This is a genomic window from Massilia sp. CT11-137, assembly GCF_047302885.1.
In the GTDB taxonomy this organism is placed as follows: Bacteria; Pseudomonadota; Gammaproteobacteria; order Burkholderiales; family Burkholderiaceae_D; genus Telluria; species Telluria orientalis.
The window spans coordinates 3633500-3652765 of record NZ_JBKYMP010000001.1 but is presented as its reverse complement, the minus strand read 5'-3'; the positions used below and the strand labels follow the sequence as shown (position 1 = coordinate 3652765).

Genomic DNA, 19266 nt, shown 5'->3' with positions numbered 1-19266 from the left:
CTGAGTCATTCCCGTCCGATTTCGAATCGGTACGCACATGACTCAGTGGCTCTCCCGTTCGACCAGGATCGGTTACGTCCTGGTCATTCTCCTGGTGGTGGCGACAGCCATCCTGCTGGTCTGGCAGCATTTCGGGATGACGCGCACCCTCGAGATCTCCCCGCAGCATCCGCATGGCGCCAGGGTGACGGACGACCGCGACAACACGCGCGGCAACAGCGCGAACGGCAATTCGGTCGCGTCGCTGACCGTCACGAAGGATGCGTTCGTCATGCGCTGCTATCTGGGCGCCGCCGCGACCTACCCGTTCTGCAAGCTGCAATTCCAGATGGGCGACCCGGTCCAGGGCATCGACATGTCCGGCTACGACACGATCGCGTTCGACCTGCGCTATACGGGCCGGGGCTGGCACGTCCTCAAGCTCCACCTGATGAACTTCGAACCGGAGTTTTCCACGCTGGAGGACTGGAATTCGCAGCGGTTCAACGAACTGCTGATCAACGTACCCGCCCAGCCAGAATTCACGGCGCCGATGAATGCCGTGCGCACCGCCGACTGGTGGCACTTCTCGCGCCAGATCCCGCTGTCGAAAAGCTATGTCCGCCTCGACCACGTCACGACCGTGGAATTGGCGACGGACAATTATCAGGACACGGGACAAGTCGTCACGGTCGAGCTGCGGAAGATCGAGTTCCGCGGCAAATGGATCTCGCGGGCGACGCTGATGACTTGGCTGGTATTCGTGTGGATCGTGTGCGGCGTCATCGGCTTGTCGCTGGGTCTGCTGCACTACCGGTCCGGCCTGCGGGCCAACAAGACACGCGTGGAGCAACTGGCCGCCATCGACCGCGAGCGCAAGGAAGCCGAAGCGGCCCGCGAGACGGCGCTGGCGGAGGCCGTCGCGCTGGCGCGCCAGCGCAGCCAGTTCCTCGCGCAGATGAGCCACGAATTGCGCACGCCGCTCAACGCCATCATCGGCTATGCCGACTTGCTGGGACGCGACCGCGACCACCTGTCCGAACGGCTGGCCTCGGGCCTGGCCACGATCCACGAGAGCGGCCAGCATCTGCTTACGCTCATCAACGACATCCTCGACCTCGCGCGGGTCGAAGCCGGCAAGATGGTGCTGCATCCGGCCGCCGTCCATCTCGAGACGTTCCTGCAAGTGCTGGCGAACATCATGCGCGTCAAGGCGGAAGAGAAAGGCCTGGGATTCAGCTACGAGCTCGCACCCGGCCTGCCGGCCGCGGTGACGATCGACGAGACGCGGTTGCGCCAGGTACTGCTCAACCTGCTGGGCAATGCCGTGAAATTCACCGACACCGGCAAGGTGTCGCTGCGGGTGCTGCCGGCCGCGCCGTCCAGTGCGCCGGACAGCGCGCGGCTGCGCTTCGAGGTGGCCGACAGCGGCATCGGCATGGACACGCAACAGCTCGGACGCATCTTCCAGCCGTTCGAACAGGTGGCGGCCGCGCAGCGGCGCGAAGGCGGCACGGGCCTGGGCTTGGCCATCAGCCAGCAACTGGTGCAGCTCATGGGCGGCCATATCGACGTGGTCAGCGCGCCCGGCAAGGGCAGCACGTTCTCGTTCGAGATCGACGTGCCGGTGGCCGCCGCCGCGCCGGTGGTCGTGGCGCCGCACGACACCGTGATCGGCTACGAGGGCGAGCGCAAGCGGGTGCTGGTCGTGGACGACGTGCCGCAGAACCGCGCGATGCTGCAGGACCTGCTGCAGGAGACCGGCTTCCTCGTCGCCGCCGCGGCGAACGGCCTCGAATGCCTGGTGCTGCTGGACAGCTTCAAGCCGGACCTGATCCTGATGGACGTCATGATGCCGGTGATGGACGGGAACGAAACGACGCGGCAGATCCGTCACATGCCGGGCTGGGGCAACGTCCCGATCATCGCGGTGACGGCCAGCGCCAGCCCGGACGACGAACGCAAGAGCCGCGACGCCGGTGCCGACGCCCTGATCGCCAAGCCGGTCGACCACGACCTCCTGCTGCGCACCATCGGCAGGCTGCTGGCGCTGCAGTGGATCGCCGGCCACCCGGCGCCCGAGGCCGGCGACGACGCCGCGCTGACCGTCCCGCCGGCCGACGAGATCGAGGCGCTGTGGCAGCTGGCGCAGATCGGCAGCATGCGCGAGATCCGCGAACGGGCCGCCTACCTGCGCGGGCTCGATCCGGCCTATGCGCCGTTCGCGAACCGCCTGGACACGCTGGCGCAGGGCTACCATTCGAAACAGCTGGCGGCCTTCGTGGCGCGCTTCCGGACCGGGGACGCGGCCCGCCGGCAGGACGATTTCCAGTCGATGCGAACATGATCCAGTGGCTCTCCCGTGCGACCAGGATCGGTTACGCCCTGGTCATCCTCCTGGTGCTGGCGACCCCGGTCCTGCTGGCCTGGCAGCACTATGGCATGACGCGCACCCTCGAGATCTCCCCGCAGCATCCGTATGACGCCACGGTGACCGACGATCGCGTCCTGCCGCGCGGGAACCCCGCGCCGGGCAATTCGGTCGCGTCGCTGGCCGTCACGAAGGATGCCTACATCCTGCGTTGCAAGATGGGGAAGGCGGCCAGGTATCCGAATTGCGCCATCCGGTTCCGGCTGGGCGCCCCGGACCAGGGCATCGACCTGTCCCGCTACGACACGGTCACGCTCGACGTGCGCTATACGGGCCACGGCCGGCATGTCGTCAAGCTTCACCTGCTGAATTTCGAACCGGAATTCTACGTGCCGGGCCAGTGGGATGCGCAGCGCTTCAACGAGGCGCTGATCGATATTCCGGCCCAGTCCGAAGTCACGATCCCGCTGCATGCCTTGCGCACCGCCGACTGGTGGCACTTCGCGCGCCGGATCCCGCTATCGAAGAGCTTTGTCCGGCTCGACCACGTCACGACCGTGGAACTGCAGGCCGACGACGCCAGCGCCGCCGGCCACACCATTACGGTCGAAGTCCGCAGGATCGAATTTCGCGGGAAATGGATCTCCAGGACGACGCTGCTCGGCTGGCTGATGGCCGCATGGACGGGCTGCGGCATGCTCGGGCTGTCGCTCGGCCTGCTGCACTTCCGGTCCGGCATGCAGGCCAGCAGGACGCGCCTCGAGCAGCTGGCCGCCATCGACCGGGAGCGCAAGGAAGCCGCGGCCGCGCGCGAGACCGCGCTGGCGGAGGCCGTCGCACTGGCGCGCCAGCGCAGCCAGTTCCTCGCGCAGATGAGCCACGAATTGCGCACGCCGCTCAACGCCATCATCGGCTACGCCCAGCTGCTGGGACGCGATTGCCACGACCTCACCGAACGCCAATCGGCCGGCCTGGCGACCATCCGCGAGAGCGGCCAGCATCTGCTCACGCTGATCAACGACATCCTCGACCTCGCGCGGGTCGAAGCCGGCAAGATGGTGCTGCACCCGGGCGCCGTCCATCTCGACACGTTTCTCCAGGTGCTGGCGAACATCATGCGCGTGAAGGCCGAGGAGAAGGGCCTGGCGTTCAACTGCGAGCTCGCGCCCGGCCTGCCGGCCGCGGTGACGGTCGACGAGACGCGCTTGCGCCAGGTGCTGCTCAACCTGCTGGGCAATGCGGTGAAATTCACCGATCACGGCAAGGTCGCGCTGCGGGTGCTGCCGGGCGCGCCGTCCGGTGCACCGGACCTGGCGCCGCTGCGCTTCGAGGTGGCCGACAGCGGCATCGGCATGAACGCCCAGCAGCTGGCGCGCATCTTCCAGCCCTTCGAACAGGTGGCGACGGCGCAGCGGCGCGAAGGCGGCACGGGCCTGGGCCTGGCCATCAGCCAGCAACTGGTGCAGCTCATGGGCGGCAGGATAGCCGTCGCCAGCGCGCCCGGCAAAGGCAGCACGTTCTCGTTCGAGATCGACGTGCCCGTGGCCGCCGCCTCTCCGGCCGCCGCGGCACCGCACGAGGCCCTGGTGGGCTACGAGGGCGAGCGCAGGCGGCTGCTGGTCGTGGACGACGTGCCGCAGAACCGCGCCATGCTGCTGGACCTGCTACAGGACACCGGCTTCATCGTCGCCGCGGCATCGACCGGACTCGAAAGCCTGGTCCTGCTCGACAGCTTCAAGCCGGACCTGATCCTGATGGACGTCATGATGCCGGCGATGGACGGGAACGAGACGACGCGTCAGATCCGTCACATGCCGGGCTGGGGCGACGTGCCGATCATTGCCGTGACGGCCAGCGCCAGCCCGGACGACGAACGCAAGAGCCGCGACGCCGGCGCCAGCGCCTTCCTCGCCAAGCCGGTCGACCACGAGCTCCTGCTGCGGACCATCGGTACGCTCCTGGCGCTGAAATGGACCACCGGACTGCCGGCGCCCGAGGGCGGCGAGGATGCCGCGCTGGCCGTCCCGCCGGCCGACGAGATCGAGACGCTGTGGCAGCTGGCACAGATCGGCAACATGCGCAAGATCCGCGAACGGGCCGCCTACCTGCGCGGGCTCGATCCGGCCTATGCGCCGTTCGCGAACCGCCTGGACACGCTGGCGCAGGGCTACCATTCGAAGCAACTGGTCGCGTTCGTGGCGCGCTTCCGGAACAATTCCGAAAAAGTACTGGACGACCGGTCGGTGTAGGGTTGCCGTGTGCGCATGAACGCGCCCAACCCGACACCTGCTGTATCCCTTAAGCAAGGGATAAGATCATGAACGTGCTGATCGTACTGACCTCGCACGGGGCTTCACCGACAGCGGGGATTCGAGTTCGCCGACTTAACGCGAACAGAACCTTATGCACCGGGTTGTTGGCTCCGCGGCAGCGGACTGCTACAAAAACCGCATATCGTTAGAACGCTCGCCGGGATATGGATATGTCAACATATTCGTTCTGCATCCGGCCTTCCCTTCGTAAGATGTTTCGACTCATCCATAACGAAAGGGACGTCATGACCGCCAACACCAAGCGCCGCCTGGCCCGCCTCCAACGACGACAGCAACAGGCACGCCGCCTGCAAACGTGCGCCCTGCTGGCCCTGTGCATGCTGCCGGTGGCGGCCGCCTTCGCGGCGCCCAGCGTGTTCCCGACGGGCGTCACCCGCTACGAACCGCAGAAGGCGTGGAACGGCTACGTGCTGTTCTCGGGCCAGGACAAGAAGACGCATTTGATCGACATGAACGGCAACGAGGTCCACCAGTGGGCGCAGGAAGGCTTTCCGCCCGTGCTGGTGGAACCGTCCAAAGCCGGCGGCGCGCGCGGCCGCGTGTTGCTGCAACTGGCGCAGCTGCCGGGCGTGCAGACCGCGGGCAATGGCCTCGGCAATGCCGCGATCGGCGAGCTGGATTGGGACGGCAAGGTCGTCTGGCGCTGGGGCGCGGCCGCGCAGACGGCATACGGCGGCGCCGACACGAACACGAATGCCGACGTCAGCCCAAGTGCGGGCGGCGCGGCGAAGCAGCACCACGACTGGGAGCGTCTGTCCAACGGCAACACGCTCGTGCTGGCGAACCTCGTGCATGACGTGAAGGGTTTCAAGGCGCCGCGCGTGCTGGACGACGTGCTGTACGAAGTCGACCCGCAAGGGAAGATCGTGTGGCGCTGGACGGCGTCCGACCACCTCGACGAATTCGGCTTCTCGAAAGCCGCGCTCGACCAGGTGCGCAACTCCGCGCCGCGCGAAGGCGCCAAAGCGGTCGACTACCTGCACACGAACAGCGCTCGCGCGCTGGGCCCGAACAAATGGTTCGACGGCGGCGACGCGCGCTTCGCGCCGGACAACGTGATCATCAGTTCGCGCCAGGCGAACATCGTCGCCATCATCGACAGGAAGACCGGCAAGGTCGTGTGGCGCCTCGGCCCCGATTTCGCGCCGACGGGCGGCAAGCTGCCGCGGCCCGTCGACCAGCTGATCGGCCAGCACGACCCGCACCTGATCGCGCCCGGCCTGCCCGGCGCCGGCAACCTGCTCGTGTTCGACAACCAGGGCGAGGCCGGCTACCCGATCGTCAGCCCCGGCATCTTCCCGCACTCGCGCGTGCTGGAGATCGACCCGGTCAAGCAAGAAATCGTGTGGGAGTACACCGCGGTGGACTCGAAGCAGACGCAGTGGAGCTTCTACAGCGCCTTCATCAGCAGCGCGCGCCGCCTGCCGAACGGGAACACCCTCATCGACGAAGGCATGAACGGCCGCATCTTCCAGGTCACGCCGCAGGGCGAGATCGTGTGGGAGTACGTCAGCCCGTTCTATGGCGACTCGGCCGTCGGCGGCAGCGGACGCACGGTGCGCACGAACTGGGTCTATCGCGCCCAGCCGGTGCCGTACGACTGGGTGCCAGCCGGTACGCCGCGCAGTGAGCGTCCGCTCGACACCGTCGCCAGCACGCGCTAACCCCTTTCTTTTTTTGTAACGCCTGCGCCGCGTTCCCCGCGCGCCGCAGCGGCTTCGCTCATCCCGATTTTCATGACGTTCAAGGAGAACCACGTGTTTTACGCATCCGCAGCTCAGCACAAGACCAGGCGCCACGGGGCGCCGGCCGTTTCACGCACCACCATCGCGGCGGCGGCCATGATGATGTGCGCCGGATGCGTGTGGGCGCAGGAATCGGGACCAAACCCGGGGCCGAATGCCGCCGTCGCGCCGGTGCTCGTCGCCGCCGCCGATGCGGGCCCCGATCCCGCCGCCACGCAACCGCTGTCCGACACGATCCAGACGGTGCTCGTCTCCACCCGCCGCCGCGTCGAAAGCGCGCAGAGCGTGCCGACGCCGATGACGGTTCTGAACGGCGACGAGCTGGAAGCGAACCGCGTCTACCGCGCCCAGGACCTGCAGCAACTGCTGCCCAGCACGACGATCAACTACGTCCACGCCCGCCAGATGAGCTTTGCGGTGCGTGGGCTCGGCAACAACCCCGCCAGCGACGGCCTGGAAGGCAGCGTGGGCCTGTACCTCGACAACGTCTACCTCGCCCGCCCCGGCATGGCGGCGTTCGACGCGCTCGACATCGAACAGCTGGAACTGCTGCGCGGTCCGCAGGGCACGCTGTTCGGCAAGAACACGACGGCAGGCGTCGTGAACATCTCGTCGCGCAAGCCAACGCACGACGTCGAATCGCAGGCGGAACTCTCGGCCGGCACCTATGGCTACGTGCAGGGCAAGCTGGTGCTGAACCGTCCCGTGACGGACGCCCTGGCGGCGCGCCTGTCCGTGTACCGCACGCAGGACGACGGCTATATCCGCAACCGCTACAACGGCTCCCGCGTGCAGGGCGGCCTGCGCCAGGGCCTGCGCGCACAGGCCCTGTATGAACCAGGCAAGGACTTCAGCCTGCGCGTCATCGCCGACTACAACGAGGAAGACTCGAACAACGGCACGCTGATTTTTTATAACGCCGGCGCGACGGGCAAGTATCTCGCGCAGGCGGCCCTCGTCGGCGGGCATCCTGTCACGGATCCGGAAGATCGCGCGGTCACCCTCGACAACGGCTCGCACGTGAACGTGCACCAGGGCGGCGTATCGGCGGAAGCCAACTGGAACCTCGCCAACGCCGGCCGCATCACCTCGATCAGCGCGTGGCGCACCTGGAACTTCGTGCCGCACAACGACGACGGCCTCGACGTGCCGGTGACCCTGAACGTGGGCCAGTCCGCGAAGCACCGCCAGTTCACGCAGGAGCTGCGCTGGGGAAGCAGCCCGGGCGCGGTCGACACGGTCGCCGGTGCCTACTATTACTACCAGGAGCTGGCGAACAACGCGTTCGCCGTCAACGGTCCCCTCGCCGACCGCTTCAACGGCAATCCGGCCGGCGCGTGGAACGACGTCACCAGCAACTCGCCGGGCACGCTGCGCGTGAACAGCTACGCGCTGTTCGGCCAGGCCACGTGGCATGCGACCGACCGCTGGGACCTGACGGCCGGCCTGCGCGGCACGTACGAGGACAAGCGCGTGCGCGTGATCCGGTACGCGCCCGTCGGCCCGACGGTCTCCGGCCCTGCCCTCACCGTGCGCAACGCGCGCTACGGCGCCTACGATTCCGGTCCGCTGGCGCTGCACCAGTCCAGCCCCAGCGCGCTGCTCTCGGCCGGCTACAAAGCGTGGGACGACGTCCTGTTGTACGCCAGCCTGTCGCACGGCGAGAAGTCCGGCGGCATCAACCTGCAGGTGCCCGGCGCGGCCGGCGCGGCGTCGCTGCTGGTCGGCGCCGAACGCGCCAACGCGGCCGAACTGGGTGTGAAAAGCACGCTGCTGAACCGTCGCCTGCAGCTGAACGCGAACCTGTTCGCGACCGTCGTCCACGGCTACCAGAGCAATGCCTACGACCCGGCGACACGGACGTCGTACCTGACGAACGCCGGCGACGTGCGCACCCGCGGCATCGAGTTCGAGGCCCTCGCGATTCCCGTCCGTACCCTGCACATCCAGGCGAACGTGTCGTTCAACGACCCGCGCTACCTGACGTACAAGAATGCGCCGTGCGCACCGGAAGTGAATGCCGTGTCGTGCGATTTGTCCGGCCGCGACGCCCTCGTCAACGCGCCGCGCCGCACCGCGAACGTGGGCGCGCGCTGGGAGCTTCCGCTGGATGACGTGTGGCGCGCCTATGTGAACGGCAACGTGTCGTACCGCTCGTCGACCTACGGCACGCTGGACGCGTCGAAGTATTCGCGCATCCCGGCGTACGGCCTCGCCAACCTGTCCGCTGGCGTGCGCTCGAACGGCGAGCACGCGTGGGACGTGCAGCTGTGGGCCCGCAACCTGTTCGACCGCCAGTACTACACGAGCATGTGGAACGGCACGTTCGGTTCGTACAACGCCGTCATCGGCACGCCGCGCACGATCGGCGCGACGGCCCGTCTCGATTTCTAAGCAAGGAACCATCATGAGCAAAACCGACCAGAAACGCCGCGCCGTCATCAAGGGCCTCCCCGCCCTCGCCCTCGCCCCGCAGGCACTGTTCGCGGCCGACCGCAAGGACCGGCAGCCGAACATCGTCTTCATCCTCGCGGACGACCTGGGTTACGCCGACCTGGGCGTCTACGGCAACACGGATTTCGCCACGCCGAACCTCGACCGCCTGGCCGCGCAGGGCGTGCGCTTCACGCAGGCCTACGCCAATTCCGCCGTGTGCTCCGCCACGCGTTTCGGCCTGATCACGGGCCGCTACCAGTACCGCCTGCGCGGCGGGCTGGAAGAGCCGATCGCCGGAGCGTCGAAGACCATCGGCCTGCCGCCGCAGCACCCCACGCTGCCGTCGCTGCTGAAGAAGGCGGGCTACCGCACCGCGCTGTTCGGCAAGTGGCACCTGGGCTACCTGCCCGTGTTCGGCCCCCTCAAGAGCGGCTACGACGTCTTCTTCGGCAACTACGGCGGCGCCATCGACTACTTCACGCACAAGCCGGGCGTCGGCCCCGAGGTGCCGGAAGACCTGTACGAAGGTGAAGTCCCGGTGCACAAGGTCGGCTATTACACCGACCTGCTCGCGGAGCGCGCCACGGAATACATCGGCCAACAGGATGGCAAGCAGCCGTTCTTCCTGTCGCTGCACTTCACGGCGCCGCACTGGCCGTGGGAAGGTCCGGGCGACGAAGCCGTGTCGCGCGACATCGGCAACATCTTCCACTACGACGGCGGCGACCTGGTCACGTACGGCAAGATGGTGACGGGGCTCGACACCGCGATCGGTCGCGTGCTCGACGCGCTACGGCACAAGGGCCTTGCCGACGACACGATCGTCATCTTCACGAGCGACAATGGCGGCGAGCGCTTCTCGAAGACGTGGCCGTTCAGCGGCCAGAAGACGGAACTGCTGGAAGGCGGCATCCGCGTGCCCGCGATCGTGCGCTGGCCGCGCCGCCTTGGCGCCGGCAAGACGACGGACCAGGTCGCGATCAGCATGGACTGGCTGCCCACGCTGCTCGCCGCGGCCGGCGGCGCGCCCGATCCGGCCTACCCGCCCGACGGCCAGGATCTGCTGCCCGTGCTGACGGGCCAGCGCGCGCCCGGCGAGCGGACGCTGTTCTGGCGCTACAAGGCGAACGCCCAGCGCGCCGTCCGCTCGGGCAACTGGAAATACCTGCGCCTCAACGGCAACGACTTCCTGTTCGACGTGAGCGTGGACCAGCGCGAACGCGCCAACCTGGCGCAGCGTCATCCGGACGTATTCGACAAGCTGAAGGGAGAATGGGAGAGCTGGAACGCGAGCATGCTGCCGATCACGCCGGACGTGCGCACGCACGGCGTGAACGGGAAGGTGCAGGCCGACCACTACCACGCGGACGGTTCGGACTGATCTGAAAATCATGACAAGCGCACAATGCTTCGGTGTATACTGAAACGTCTCGTCCCGCTGCCGGGGGTGTGCACATGAAACTGTCGCTCTCGTTCCCGACCAAGATCAGTTATTCCCTGGTCATCCTGCTGTTGCTGGCGACGCCGCTGTTACTGGTCTGGCAGCACTACGGCATGACCAGCACCCTCGAGATCTCCCCGCAGCATCCGCATGACGTCAAGGTGGTCGACGACAGGGACAAGACCCGCGGCATCGACGCGAACGGCAATTCGGTCGGCTCGCTGTCGATCACCCCGGACGCCATCGTGATGCGCTGCCACCTGGGATCGGCCGCCATGTATCCGTTCTGCAGCCTGCAGTTCCAGTTGGGCGACCCCGTCAAGGGGATCGACATGTCCCGATACGACACGATGTCGTTCGACGTGCGCTATTCGGGACGAGGCCGGCATCTCATCAAGGTGCATCTGATGAACTTCGAGCCCGATATTTCCTCGGTCAACGAATGGAACTCGCAACGGTTCAACGAAGTGCAGCTCCAGTTGCCGACACAGCCCAGGTTTACGATCCCGATGAATGCGCTGCGCACGGCGGACTGGTGGCGCAGCTCGCGCGAGATACCCCTGTCCAAGAGCTATGTCCGCCTCGACCATGTCACGGCGCTGGAAGTCGCGACCGACAACGTTCCGAAGGATCAGACGATCACGGTCGAGGTACGGTCGATCAGGTTCACCGGCAAATGGATCTCCAAGACAACCCTGCTGACGGGGCTGGTCATTGCCTGGATCGCGTGCGGCATTCTCGGCTTGTCGCTCGGCCTGCTGCACTTCCGCTCCAGTCTCTCCGTGACCCGGCTGCGCCTGGAACAACTGGCTGCCGTCGACCGCGAACGCAAGGCGGCGGAGGCGGCCCGCGAGGCGGCGCTGGCCGAGGCGGTCGGCCTCGCGCGCCAGCGCAGTAACTTTCTCGCGCAGATGAGTCACGAACTGCGCACGCCGCTCAACGCCATCATCGGCTACGCGCAATTGCTCAAGCGCGAACGGCTCCCGCTGAACGAACGACAGGCCGCGGGCCTCGCCACCATCCACGAGAGCGGCCAGCACCTGCTCACCCTGATCAACGACATACTGGACCTGGCACGGGTCGAGGCGGGCAAAATGGTCCTGCATCCGGCCGCCATGCATCTCGGCGCGTTCCTGCAGGTGGTCGTCGACATCATGCGGGTCAAGGCGGAGGAAAAAGGCCTGTCGTTCCACTACGAACCGGCGGCCGACCTGCCGGAAGCCGTGACGATCGACGAGACACGCTTGCGCCAGGTGCTGCTCAACCTGCTGGGCAACGCGGTGAAGTTCACCGATCGCGGTTCAGTCGCGCTGCGGGTGCTGCGCGCGCCTTCCGTCCCCAGGGACGATGCCTGCGTGCGGCTGCACTTCGAAGTCGCCGACAGCGGCATCGGCATGAGCGCGCAGCAGCTCGCACGTCTGTTCCAGCCCTTCGAACAAGTGGGCGACGCGCAGCGGCACGCGGCCGGCACGGGCCTGGGCCTGGCCATCAGCCAGCAACTGGTGCGCCTGATGGGCGGCACCATCCAGGTGGCCAGCGAGCCCGCCAAGGGCAGCACGTTCTCGTTCGAACTCGCCGTACCGGCCGCGGCCGGCACCCCGGCCGTCGTGCCGTCGCTGGACCACATCGTCGGTTACCAGGGCGAGCGCAAGCGCTTGCTGATCGTCGACGACGTGCCGCAGAACCGCGCGATGCTGGTGGACCTGCTGCAGGAGACCGGGTTCGTCGTGGCCGCGGCGTCGAACGGACTGGAGTGCCTGGTGCTGCTCGACAGCTTCAAGCCCGACCTGATCGTGATGGACGTCATGATGCCCGTCATCGACGGCAACGAGACAACGCGGCGAATCCGTCGGATGCCGGGATGGGGCGAGATACCGATCGTCGCCGTGACGGCCAGCGTCAGTCCGGACGACGAACGGAAATCCCGCGAGGCCGGCGCCAATGCGTTCCTCGGCAAACCGGTGAACCTCGAGATCCTGCTCGACACCATCGGCACACTGCTATCGCTGCACTGGATCAGCGAGCAACGAGGGCCCGAACCGGACGCACAGGCCGGATTCGTCGTCCCGCCGGCCGAGGAAATCGACATCCTGTGGCAACTGGTGCGCATCGGCAGCATGCGCGAAGTCCGGGAGCGGGCCGACCACCTGCAGGCGCTCGATCCGGCCTATGCCCCGTTCGCGGCGCGACTGCACGTGCTGGCGCAGGGCTACCATTCGAAGAACCTGGCGGCCTTCGTGGCGCGCTACCGGACCGAAGACACGGTGCCGCCGGTGTGACGCCGGTCCGATCACTCGTGATCGGCATCGTCCCTGTCGTCGCGGCCCAGCAACTCGCTGGACCACTCCTGCCAGGTACAGTTGGGGCAACGCCGCCACAACAGGATCAGGAAAAACGTCGCGCAACCGAATGCCAGCACGATCGCGTGCAACGCAAGATCCGGTTCGAGCCCATAGAGTAAATCCAGCATGGCGCACCTACCTTCCTGGCGGAATCATTCATGGCGATACCGCATGATTCCACTGTAGACCAAGCAGGTGGCCGTGTCCAGCGCACGCCGAAGGCGTGCTCAAGGCACCTCGAAAAACCGTCGCGAGCGGCAGCAATGTTGTCCGAGAAGCGCAGCTGTACGAGTAGTACAGCGAGCATCGCAGGACGACAGTGCAACGCGCAGCGGGTTTTTCGACGTGCCTGTCAAATGGGTTTCAGGAACAGGCCGACGGTGAGCGCGATGCCGATGCACACGATGGCGACGCGCAACGCCTTCTCGTTCACGCGGTGCAGCGCCCATGCGCCCAGCAAGCCGCCGATGACGGCCCCCGCCGCCAGCACGCCGCACTGCAGCCAGTGCAGGTCGGCCGACGTCAGGAACAGGACGACGGCCGACGCATTCATCACGCCGGCGAGCACGTTTTTCGTGGCGCCGGCATTGCGCGCGGCGAGGCCCGCCATCGTCAGCGCGGCCAGCATCAGGATGCCGATGCCGCCGCCGAAATAGCCGCCGTAGACGGCGATCAGGAATTGCGCGACCGCCGTCGCCGCGGGTCCGAGGTGCACGGCGCCCGCCGCGCCGGGCTTGCGGAAGAAGCTCCCCCACGTGAACAGGGCCGTCGCGAACAGCACGAGCCACGGCACGAGCCGCGCGAACACGGCCGGCGACGTGTGCAGCAACAGCAATCCACCCGCCGCGCCGCCGGCGATGCTCAACACGAACAGCGCCCAGAACGGCAGGCCGCCCGCGCCGCTGACCAGCTTGCGGCCGGCGTATCCGGACGTGATCTGCGCGGGGAACAGCGCGACGGTGGACGTGATGTTCGCGGCGAGCGGCGACATGCCGGACACGATCAGCGCCGGCAAGGTGACGAACGAGCCGCCGCCCGCCAACGCGTTCTGCACGCCGGCCCACAGCCCGGCCAGGAAGACGAGCAGCAGCATCATGGTGCGGCTCCGTATCGATGGTCGTTGGCTGGGCGGTGTGGTGTCGGCATGGCGCGGCGGTGAGCTGGACGGAAGCCCATCTTACACCGCGCCCCTTGCCGACGTCAGTGGCCGCCCTTCTCGCCGTTCTTGTGACCGTGGTCGCCGCCCTTGTCCGGGCCGTGGGCGGGGGCCGCGTGCGGCTGCGGCGCCGGTTGCTGGTGCGGCGAGGGCTTCGGTGCGGGCGGCGCTGGCGGCTGCGGTCGCGGTGCCGGCTGCGGATGGGATGCAGGCTGCGGATGCGGATGCGGTGCGGGCTGCGCATGCTGCGCAGGCGGCTGCGGGCGCGCGGCCGGCTGGGGATGCGGCGCCTGCAGCGCCACCCGCTGCGGCACGGGCGCGCGCGGCGCGTCGTGCACTACCGGTTGCGGTGCCGGACCGTGCGCCGGCGGAGCATGCCGGATTGCCTGCTGCGGTTCGCCGCCATGCATCGGGCGCGGCGCCTGCGGTTGCGCCGTCACGCCATGTGCGGCAACGCGCGGCTCGTCCGCGAGCCCGCCCCGGCCCGCGTGCGGCGGCTGCGGACGGCCCGCCTCCGCCGCCGTCGCGCCTGCGCCGCTACCGCCACGCGCGGCCAGTTGCGCGGTGTTCCGCGGGCCGTGCACATCCGGCGGCGCGACTGGCGGGCGCACGGCGAGCGGCGGTGCTTCGTGGACGGGTCGGCCGGCCGGCCCGGGCAGCGGCACGGCGGCCGTTTGCGGCCCATGGCCAGCCGGCCGTCCACCCTGCGCCATCAGGTGCCCGGCCGGCGCGGCGCCAGGCACGGGACCACGCGCCGGCTGCGGCGTCACCGGCTTGCCGAGCGCGGGACGCAGCACGCGCAGCGGCACCGGCCCGTGCCCGGCCACGCGCGCATCCGGACGCGCCGCCGGGCCAGGCCCGTGCCCGAAGCCGTGCGCCGGCAACGCCCGCGTCACCGCGACGCGCTGCAGCACGGATCCCGGCGGCAGGCGACCGGGGGCCGTGCCGATCCGGCTTTGCGGCAGAGGCCGCGCCTGCGGCGCCGCCAGCACCGGCGCGGCACGGGCCACGCCGGGCGGCAGCAGCAGGCCGGCGCGCGCCGTCGGCGCGGCCTGCGCGAACTGCCGCGCGGGCATCGCCACGATCGCGCCGGGCACGCCGCGGTTGCGGTAGTTGATGTTCGTGATGTTGTCGACGATGGTCGTCTGCCGGATCACGGTATTGGTCACGTTGACGTTCGTGATGTACGTCGGGCTCGCGTGGTACGGCGGCCGGTATGGCTCGTGCGGCGCGAGCGGGAACCAGCCGACGCCGGGATCGGAGCGGCCGCCGAACGCCAGCACGGTCCCGACGAACGCCACCAGCGCAGGAGCGTACACGGGTTGCGCGCGCGCGGGCGCCGGCACCCAGGCCCACGTGTCGGGCGTGCGAATCCAGCGGCCGTAGTGCGACACGGCGTAACCGTAAGGCTGGTCATCGATCCACGTCCAGCCCCACGGATCGATCCACGCCCAGTGTCCCGCGTGATACGGCGCCCAGTTGCGGGGCGCGCGGTCCGGTACCCACACGGTGCCGTAGTCGGGCATGGTGCGCCAGCTGCCGTAGTCGTCGAGGTCTTCGAAGCCGACGACGCCCTGCGGCACGTAGCGGCGTGCGATGGCGCGCTCGTAGCGCTGGTCGCGCGCCAGCGCCCAGCGGTCGAATTCATCCGGCGGCGCGGCCGGGAGCAGCACGTAGTTGTCCAGGTCCTGGCCGCCGAAGCGATAGCCCTGCCCCGGCGCGAGCGACAGCGACGTGCCGTCGCCGTACACGTCGCCGGCGCCGTTCAGCACCGTCACGTCCGTCGTGCTGCCGTCCGGCGCGACGGCGAGCCGGTAGTCGCCGGCCTCGCGCGCGACGAAGGCGAGATTCGGCGTATCCACCTCGGCGGTCTCGCCCGGCACCAGGCGGCGCACATGCAGGTCGATGCGGCCCTGCGACACCTGCAGTTGCGTCGTGCGTTCATCGGCCGCGAGCACGGTCAGCAAGGTGCCCGCGTCCATGCGCGCGACGGCGGCGCCGAACTGGGCTTCGTCGCGCCCGCCGGCGTCCGTCCACAGGCGGTCGCCCGCGACGAGGGGCCGGTTGAGCGGCGCCTGCGCCCAGTCGGTCGCACCGGCGGGAGACAAGCTGACCGGGCCGGCGAGGTAGGCGATGCGGCCCACGCGCGCGGGCGGGTCCTGCGTCTGCGCGGCGGCGATCGTCGCGGTGAATAGCAGGCCGAGTGCGACGGCCGGCCGGAGGAAGTTCGAAGCGCTCATGATCGTCGGTACAACGTGGGAATGATACCCGATCATAGTCCCGGCGCCGCGCGCGCACGGTACGCTGTCACACCGTGTTACAGAAGTTGCAATGCAGCTCAGCGCACGAGGGCCGGATACGTGAACGCGATGAAGTGGACGGCGTTCAGCGCGAAGTGCGTGAGGATCGCGCCTTCGATGCGCCCGGAACGCAGGTACGCGGCGGCATAGCCGAAGCCCGCCAGCGTCGCGAACAGCACGAGCAGCGGGCCGCCGGCGGCGTGCGCGAGCCCGAACAGCAAAGTCGATACGACCACCGCGACGGCCACGCCGTAACGTCGTCCCTCCATGCCGCGCGCCAGGCCGCCGAGCAGGTAGCCGCGGAAGAAGGCCTCCTCCGTCACGCAGGTGATCAAGAGGTTATTGACGAGGAACCAGGAGGTCCACGGCAGCCATTTGACGTCCGGCCGCACCACGCCGAGCAGCAGGCCTGCACCAAGGACGACGACGAGCGTCGCCGCCAGCACGGGCTGCGTACGGCGCAGCATCGGCAGCCAGTCGGCACGCGCGCGGATCGGCGCGCAGAACACGCCCATCAGCACGATGCCGGCGATGGCCTTGTCGAAGTTCGCGTACAGCGTGAACGGCGGCGCGCCCGCCGACACCTGCGCATGGTCGACCAGCAGCGGATTGTGAAAGCCCGGCAGCCGGTGCAGCGCCAGCAGCAGAGCGCACACGCCCGTCAGCACGAGCAGCGGGATGCGGACCGAAGCCCGGCCGGCCGCGCGCGCGCCGAACGCCAGCGCGAGGTAGAACAAGGTGACGGCGAGGCCGATCGCGTCGAGCACCCCGGCGGCCTTCGCGACCGCGCACGCCAGCAGCACGCCCGCGCACCACGCCCAGTCGCGATTCCCCCGCACTGCGGGCGCCGGCACCCACAACGCCAGTACGGCCAACGCCAGCGCAGCGCACGCCGCCATGAGACCGGGAGCGCCCGCCATGGATCAGCCGTGCGAACGTTTGTGCATCTGCTTGTGCATGCGGCGCAGGCTGAGCCATACGAGGCCCGCCACGACGGGCACCAGCGCGCCCGTGAGCAGGTCCGGATTGACCGGCATGCCGAGACTCTTGAGGCCCTTGCCCGCATAGCCGAGCAGGCCCACGACGTAGTACGAGATCGCCGCGACCGACAAGCCCTCGACGGCCTGCTGCAGGCGCAGTTGCTGGGCGGCGCGGCGGTCCATCGATTGCAGGATTTGCCGGTTCTGGTTTTCCTGGACGATGGAGACGCGGGTGCGCAGCAGGTCGTTGACGTTGGCGATGCGGCGCGCCAGCGCTTCCTGGCGCGCGGCCGTCGATTCGCACGTGTTCATCGCCGGCGTCAGGCGGCGGTCCATGAATTCCTCCACGGTCGGCACGCCTTCGATGCGGGCCTCGCGCAATTCCTCGATGCGCGCCTTCACGAGGCGGTAGTACGCTTTCGATGCCGAGAAGCGGTAACCGTTGTCGAGCGAAAGCTTTTCCAGGCGCGCCGCGAGCTTCGTGATCTGTGCCAGCAGGTCCTGGTCGCCGGCGACCGCCTCGCCCGCGACCATGCGCTCGGCCAGCGTGGCCAGTTCGGCCTCGATATCGTCCAGCGCGTTGGACACGGTGCGCGCGGCCGGCAGGCCGAGGAGCGCCATCATGCGGTAGGTGTCGATCTCCAGCACGCGCTGCGCGAGGCGGCCGGCCTGCTGCGCGCGCATCTCCACGTCGCGCAGCACGAAGCGCGAGAAGCCGTCGGACTGGATCGCGAAATCCGTCCACACCTCGCCGCCCTGCATGACGCGCGAGCCGACCAGGTTGTTGCTGGCGAAGCCGTCCTGCAGCGTGGCCGGATCGGCGGCGCCGCGCTCCAGCAGCACGTGCGCGGCGGACATCAGGCGGCCGTGCAGGCCGAGGATCCACGCCTGCGGCAGGTGCGCGAGCGGCATGCGCGCGAACGCCTCGGCGAGCGGCAGCCCGGGCGCGATCTTTTCCGTAAACGTGTACGTGGCGAACTCCGTGTGGCGTTCCCACTTGAGGCGGAAACGGCCGAAGTCGTGATAGAAGTGATTGGCCGTCACGTTCGGCGCCGCGACGCCGAAATGCCCGCACAGCGCGGCGAGCAGTGCATGCTGGTTGGGACCGTGCTCGCTGCGCGATCCGGCCTCGTTGGCGCGGTACACGGCGAGGTGGGTGATGGCTTCGGGCGCTTCCAGCCGGAGGAAGGGACGCGAATGGATTTCGGCGGCCAGCGGAATGCGCTGGGCGTGGCTCAGGCTTGGATATGCGGTCGTCATGGTTCGATTCGTCGGCTCGGCAATATTTCCCATTGTACATGCGTATGCACAGCGCTGGAACGGCGCCGACCCCAACCTTGACCGAATAAAGTTCAGCACGCGGCAAAACCACCAACGCAGTCAGCCCAAATGACCGTTTTGGTCCGACCACTTGCAACATTATCCCGACCAAACTAAGATGCGATCTTGGCAATCGCCTCCACTTTTTCCTGGACTGACACAATGAGAAAAATGCCCGCGCCACCCGATGCGATTGCGACCGAGCCGCGACTGTATCGCGTGGTGTCGAGCCGGATCGAAGCGCTGATCCGGGAAGAGAACGTCAAGCCGGGCGAGCGCCTGCCCGCCGAGCGCGACCTGGCCACGAAGCTGGGCGTCTCGCGCACCTCGCTGCGCGAAGCGCTGATCGCGCTGGAACTGGGCGGCGTCGTCGAAGTGCGCGGCGGCTCCGGCGTGTACGTCAGCGAACAGGCGGCGTTGCCGACCGCGCGCCCGGCGGCCGGTCCCGGTCCGTTCGAGGTGCTCGCCGCGCGCCGCATGATCGAGGTCGAGGTCGCGGCGCTGGCCGCGAAGAATGCGACGCCGGCGGCCGTCGATGCGATCCTCGTCGCCGTCGAGCAGATGGAGCAGAACCAGGACAACCTGGGCGAGAACGAATCGGCCGACCGCAATTTCCACCTCGCGATCGCGCGCGCGGCCGGCAACAGCGCCCTCGTCGGCGTGATCGAATACCTGTGGGCCCAGCGCGGCAGCCTCTGGCACAAGCTGACGGAGCACTTCCAGACCGAGGAACTGCGCCAGCTGACGCTCCTCGACCACCGCGCGATCCTGGCCGCCATCGCCTCGCACGACGTGGCCGGCGCCCGCTCGGCCATGCGCGCGCACCTCGACCGCGTGACGCGCACCTTCTCGCGCGGCTGAGC

At 68.4% G+C, this 19266-nt stretch carries 12 protein-coding genes; 7 read left to right on the top strand and 5 right to left on the bottom strand.

Translation table 11 applies throughout. The features are described from left to right. Positions 1–37 precede the first annotated feature (37 nt). From ACEN98_RS16395 to ACEN98_RS16370, 6 genes are all read left to right on the top strand, one after another. Positions 38–2326: an ATP-binding protein gene (locus ACEN98_RS16395; RefSeq protein WP_413385858.1), complete on the top strand. Its 2289-nt coding sequence runs from the start codon at positions 38–40 to the stop codon at positions 2324–2326. Beyond that, positions 2323–4599 (top strand): ATP-binding protein, encoded by a 2277-nt coding sequence (locus tag ACEN98_RS16390; protein WP_413385857.1) that lies wholly within the window; start codon positions 2323–2325, stop codon positions 4597–4599. Before ACEN98_RS16395 ends, ACEN98_RS16390 begins: the two co-directional genes overlap by 4 nt. A gap of 308 nt (positions 4600–4907) precedes the next feature. Beyond that, a complete protein-coding gene (locus ACEN98_RS16385) occupies positions 4908–6347 on the top strand; it encodes an arylsulfotransferase family protein (RefSeq protein ID WP_413385856.1) in 1440 nt (479 codons plus the stop codon). Positions 6348–6440: 93 nt separating this feature from the next. Beyond that, positions 6441–8822: a TonB-dependent receptor gene (locus ACEN98_RS16380; RefSeq protein ID WP_413385855.1), complete on the top strand. Its 2382-nt coding sequence runs from the start codon at positions 6441–6443 to the stop codon at positions 8820–8822. A gap of 13 nt (positions 8823–8835) precedes the next feature. Then, positions 8836–10245, top strand: coding sequence for a sulfatase (locus ACEN98_RS16375; protein WP_413385854.1), 1410 nt, complete (start codon positions 8836–8838; stop codon positions 10243–10245). Positions 10246–10319: 74 nt separating this feature from the next. Continuing rightward, positions 10320–12584, top strand: a complete 2265-nt coding sequence (locus tag ACEN98_RS16370; RefSeq protein WP_413385853.1) for an ATP-binding protein — start codon at positions 10320–10322, stop codon at positions 12582–12584. Between the two features lie 11 nt (positions 12585–12595). Here the strand turns inward: ACEN98_RS16370 and ACEN98_RS16365 are convergent, their stop codons facing one another. The 5 genes from ACEN98_RS16365 to ACEN98_RS16345 all read right to left on the bottom strand — a co-directional run bounded on the left by ACEN98_RS16365 (position 12596) and on the right by ACEN98_RS16345 (position 18343). Then, positions 12596–12775: a hypothetical protein gene (locus ACEN98_RS16365; protein WP_413385852.1), complete on the bottom strand. Its 180-nt coding sequence runs from the start codon at positions 12773–12775 to the stop codon at positions 12596–12598. Between the two features lie 224 nt (positions 12776–12999). Next, positions 13000–13740 (bottom strand): sulfite exporter TauE/SafE family protein, encoded by a 741-nt coding sequence (locus ACEN98_RS16360; protein WP_413386004.1) that lies wholly within the window; start codon positions 13738–13740, stop codon positions 13000–13002. 107 nt (positions 13741–13847) lie between these two features. Further along, positions 13848–16043, bottom strand: a complete 2196-nt coding sequence (locus ACEN98_RS16355; RefSeq protein ID WP_413385851.1) for a DUF6600 domain-containing protein — start codon at positions 16041–16043, stop codon at positions 13848–13850. A gap of 98 nt (positions 16044–16141) precedes the next feature. Then, positions 16142–17023, bottom strand: a complete 882-nt coding sequence (locus ACEN98_RS16350; protein WP_413385850.1) for a CPBP family intramembrane glutamic endopeptidase — start codon at positions 17021–17023, stop codon at positions 16142–16144. Between the two features lie 3 nt (positions 17024–17026). Then, the gene (locus tag ACEN98_RS16345) at positions 17027–18343 is read right to left on the bottom strand and encodes a DUF3422 family protein (RefSeq protein WP_413345120.1); all 1317 of its coding nucleotides are present in this window, start codon (positions 18341–18343) and stop codon (positions 17027–17029) included. Positions 18344–18574: 231 nt separating this feature from the next. On the opposite strand from ACEN98_RS16345, the gene ACEN98_RS16340 reads away from it, so the two are divergent. After that, positions 18575–19264, top strand: coding sequence for a FadR/GntR family transcriptional regulator (locus tag ACEN98_RS16340; protein WP_413385849.1), 690 nt, complete (start codon positions 18575–18577; stop codon positions 19262–19264). Positions 19265–19266 lie beyond the last annotated feature (2 nt).

What these genes read in the sequence shown, in the direction of transcription:
- ACEN98_RS16355 (WP_413385851.1), bottom strand. Translation starts at nt 16,043, where the DNA reads ATGAGCGCTTCGAACTTCCTCCGGCCGGCCGTCGCACTCGGCCTGCTA.
- ACEN98_RS16390 (WP_413385857.1), top strand. Translation starts at nt 2,323, where the DNA reads ATGATCCAGTGGCTCTCCCGTGCGACCAGGATCGGTTACGCCCTGGTC.
- ACEN98_RS16375 (WP_413385854.1), top strand. Translation starts at nt 8,836, where the DNA reads ATGAGCAAAACCGACCAGAAACGCCGCGCCGTCATCAAGGGCCTCCCC.
- ACEN98_RS16340 (WP_413385849.1), top strand. Translation starts at nt 18,575, where the DNA reads ATGCCCGCGCCACCCGATGCGATTGCGACCGAGCCGCGACTGTATCGC.
- ACEN98_RS16395 (WP_413385858.1), top strand. Translation starts at nt 38, where the DNA reads ATGACTCAGTGGCTCTCCCGTTCGACCAGGATCGGTTACGTCCTGGTC.
- ACEN98_RS16385 (WP_413385856.1), top strand. Translation starts at nt 4,908, where the DNA reads ATGACCGCCAACACCAAGCGCCGCCTGGCCCGCCTCCAACGACGACAG.
- ACEN98_RS16345 (WP_413345120.1), bottom strand. Translation starts at nt 18,343, where the DNA reads ATGACGACCGCATATCCAAGCCTGAGCCACGCCCAGCGCATTCCGCTG.
- ACEN98_RS16365 (WP_413385852.1), bottom strand. Translation starts at nt 12,775, where the DNA reads ATGCTGGATTTACTCTATGGGCTCGAACCGGATCTTGCGTTGCACGCG.
- ACEN98_RS16350 (WP_413385850.1), bottom strand. Translation starts at nt 17,023, where the DNA reads ATGGCGGGCGCTCCCGGTCTCATGGCGGCGTGCGCTGCGCTGGCGTTG.
- ACEN98_RS16370 (WP_413385853.1), top strand. Translation starts at nt 10,320, where the DNA reads ATGAAACTGTCGCTCTCGTTCCCGACCAAGATCAGTTATTCCCTGGTC.
- ACEN98_RS16360 (WP_413386004.1), bottom strand. Translation starts at nt 13,740, where the DNA reads ATGCTGCTGCTCGTCTTCCTGGCCGGGCTGTGGGCCGGCGTGCAGAAC.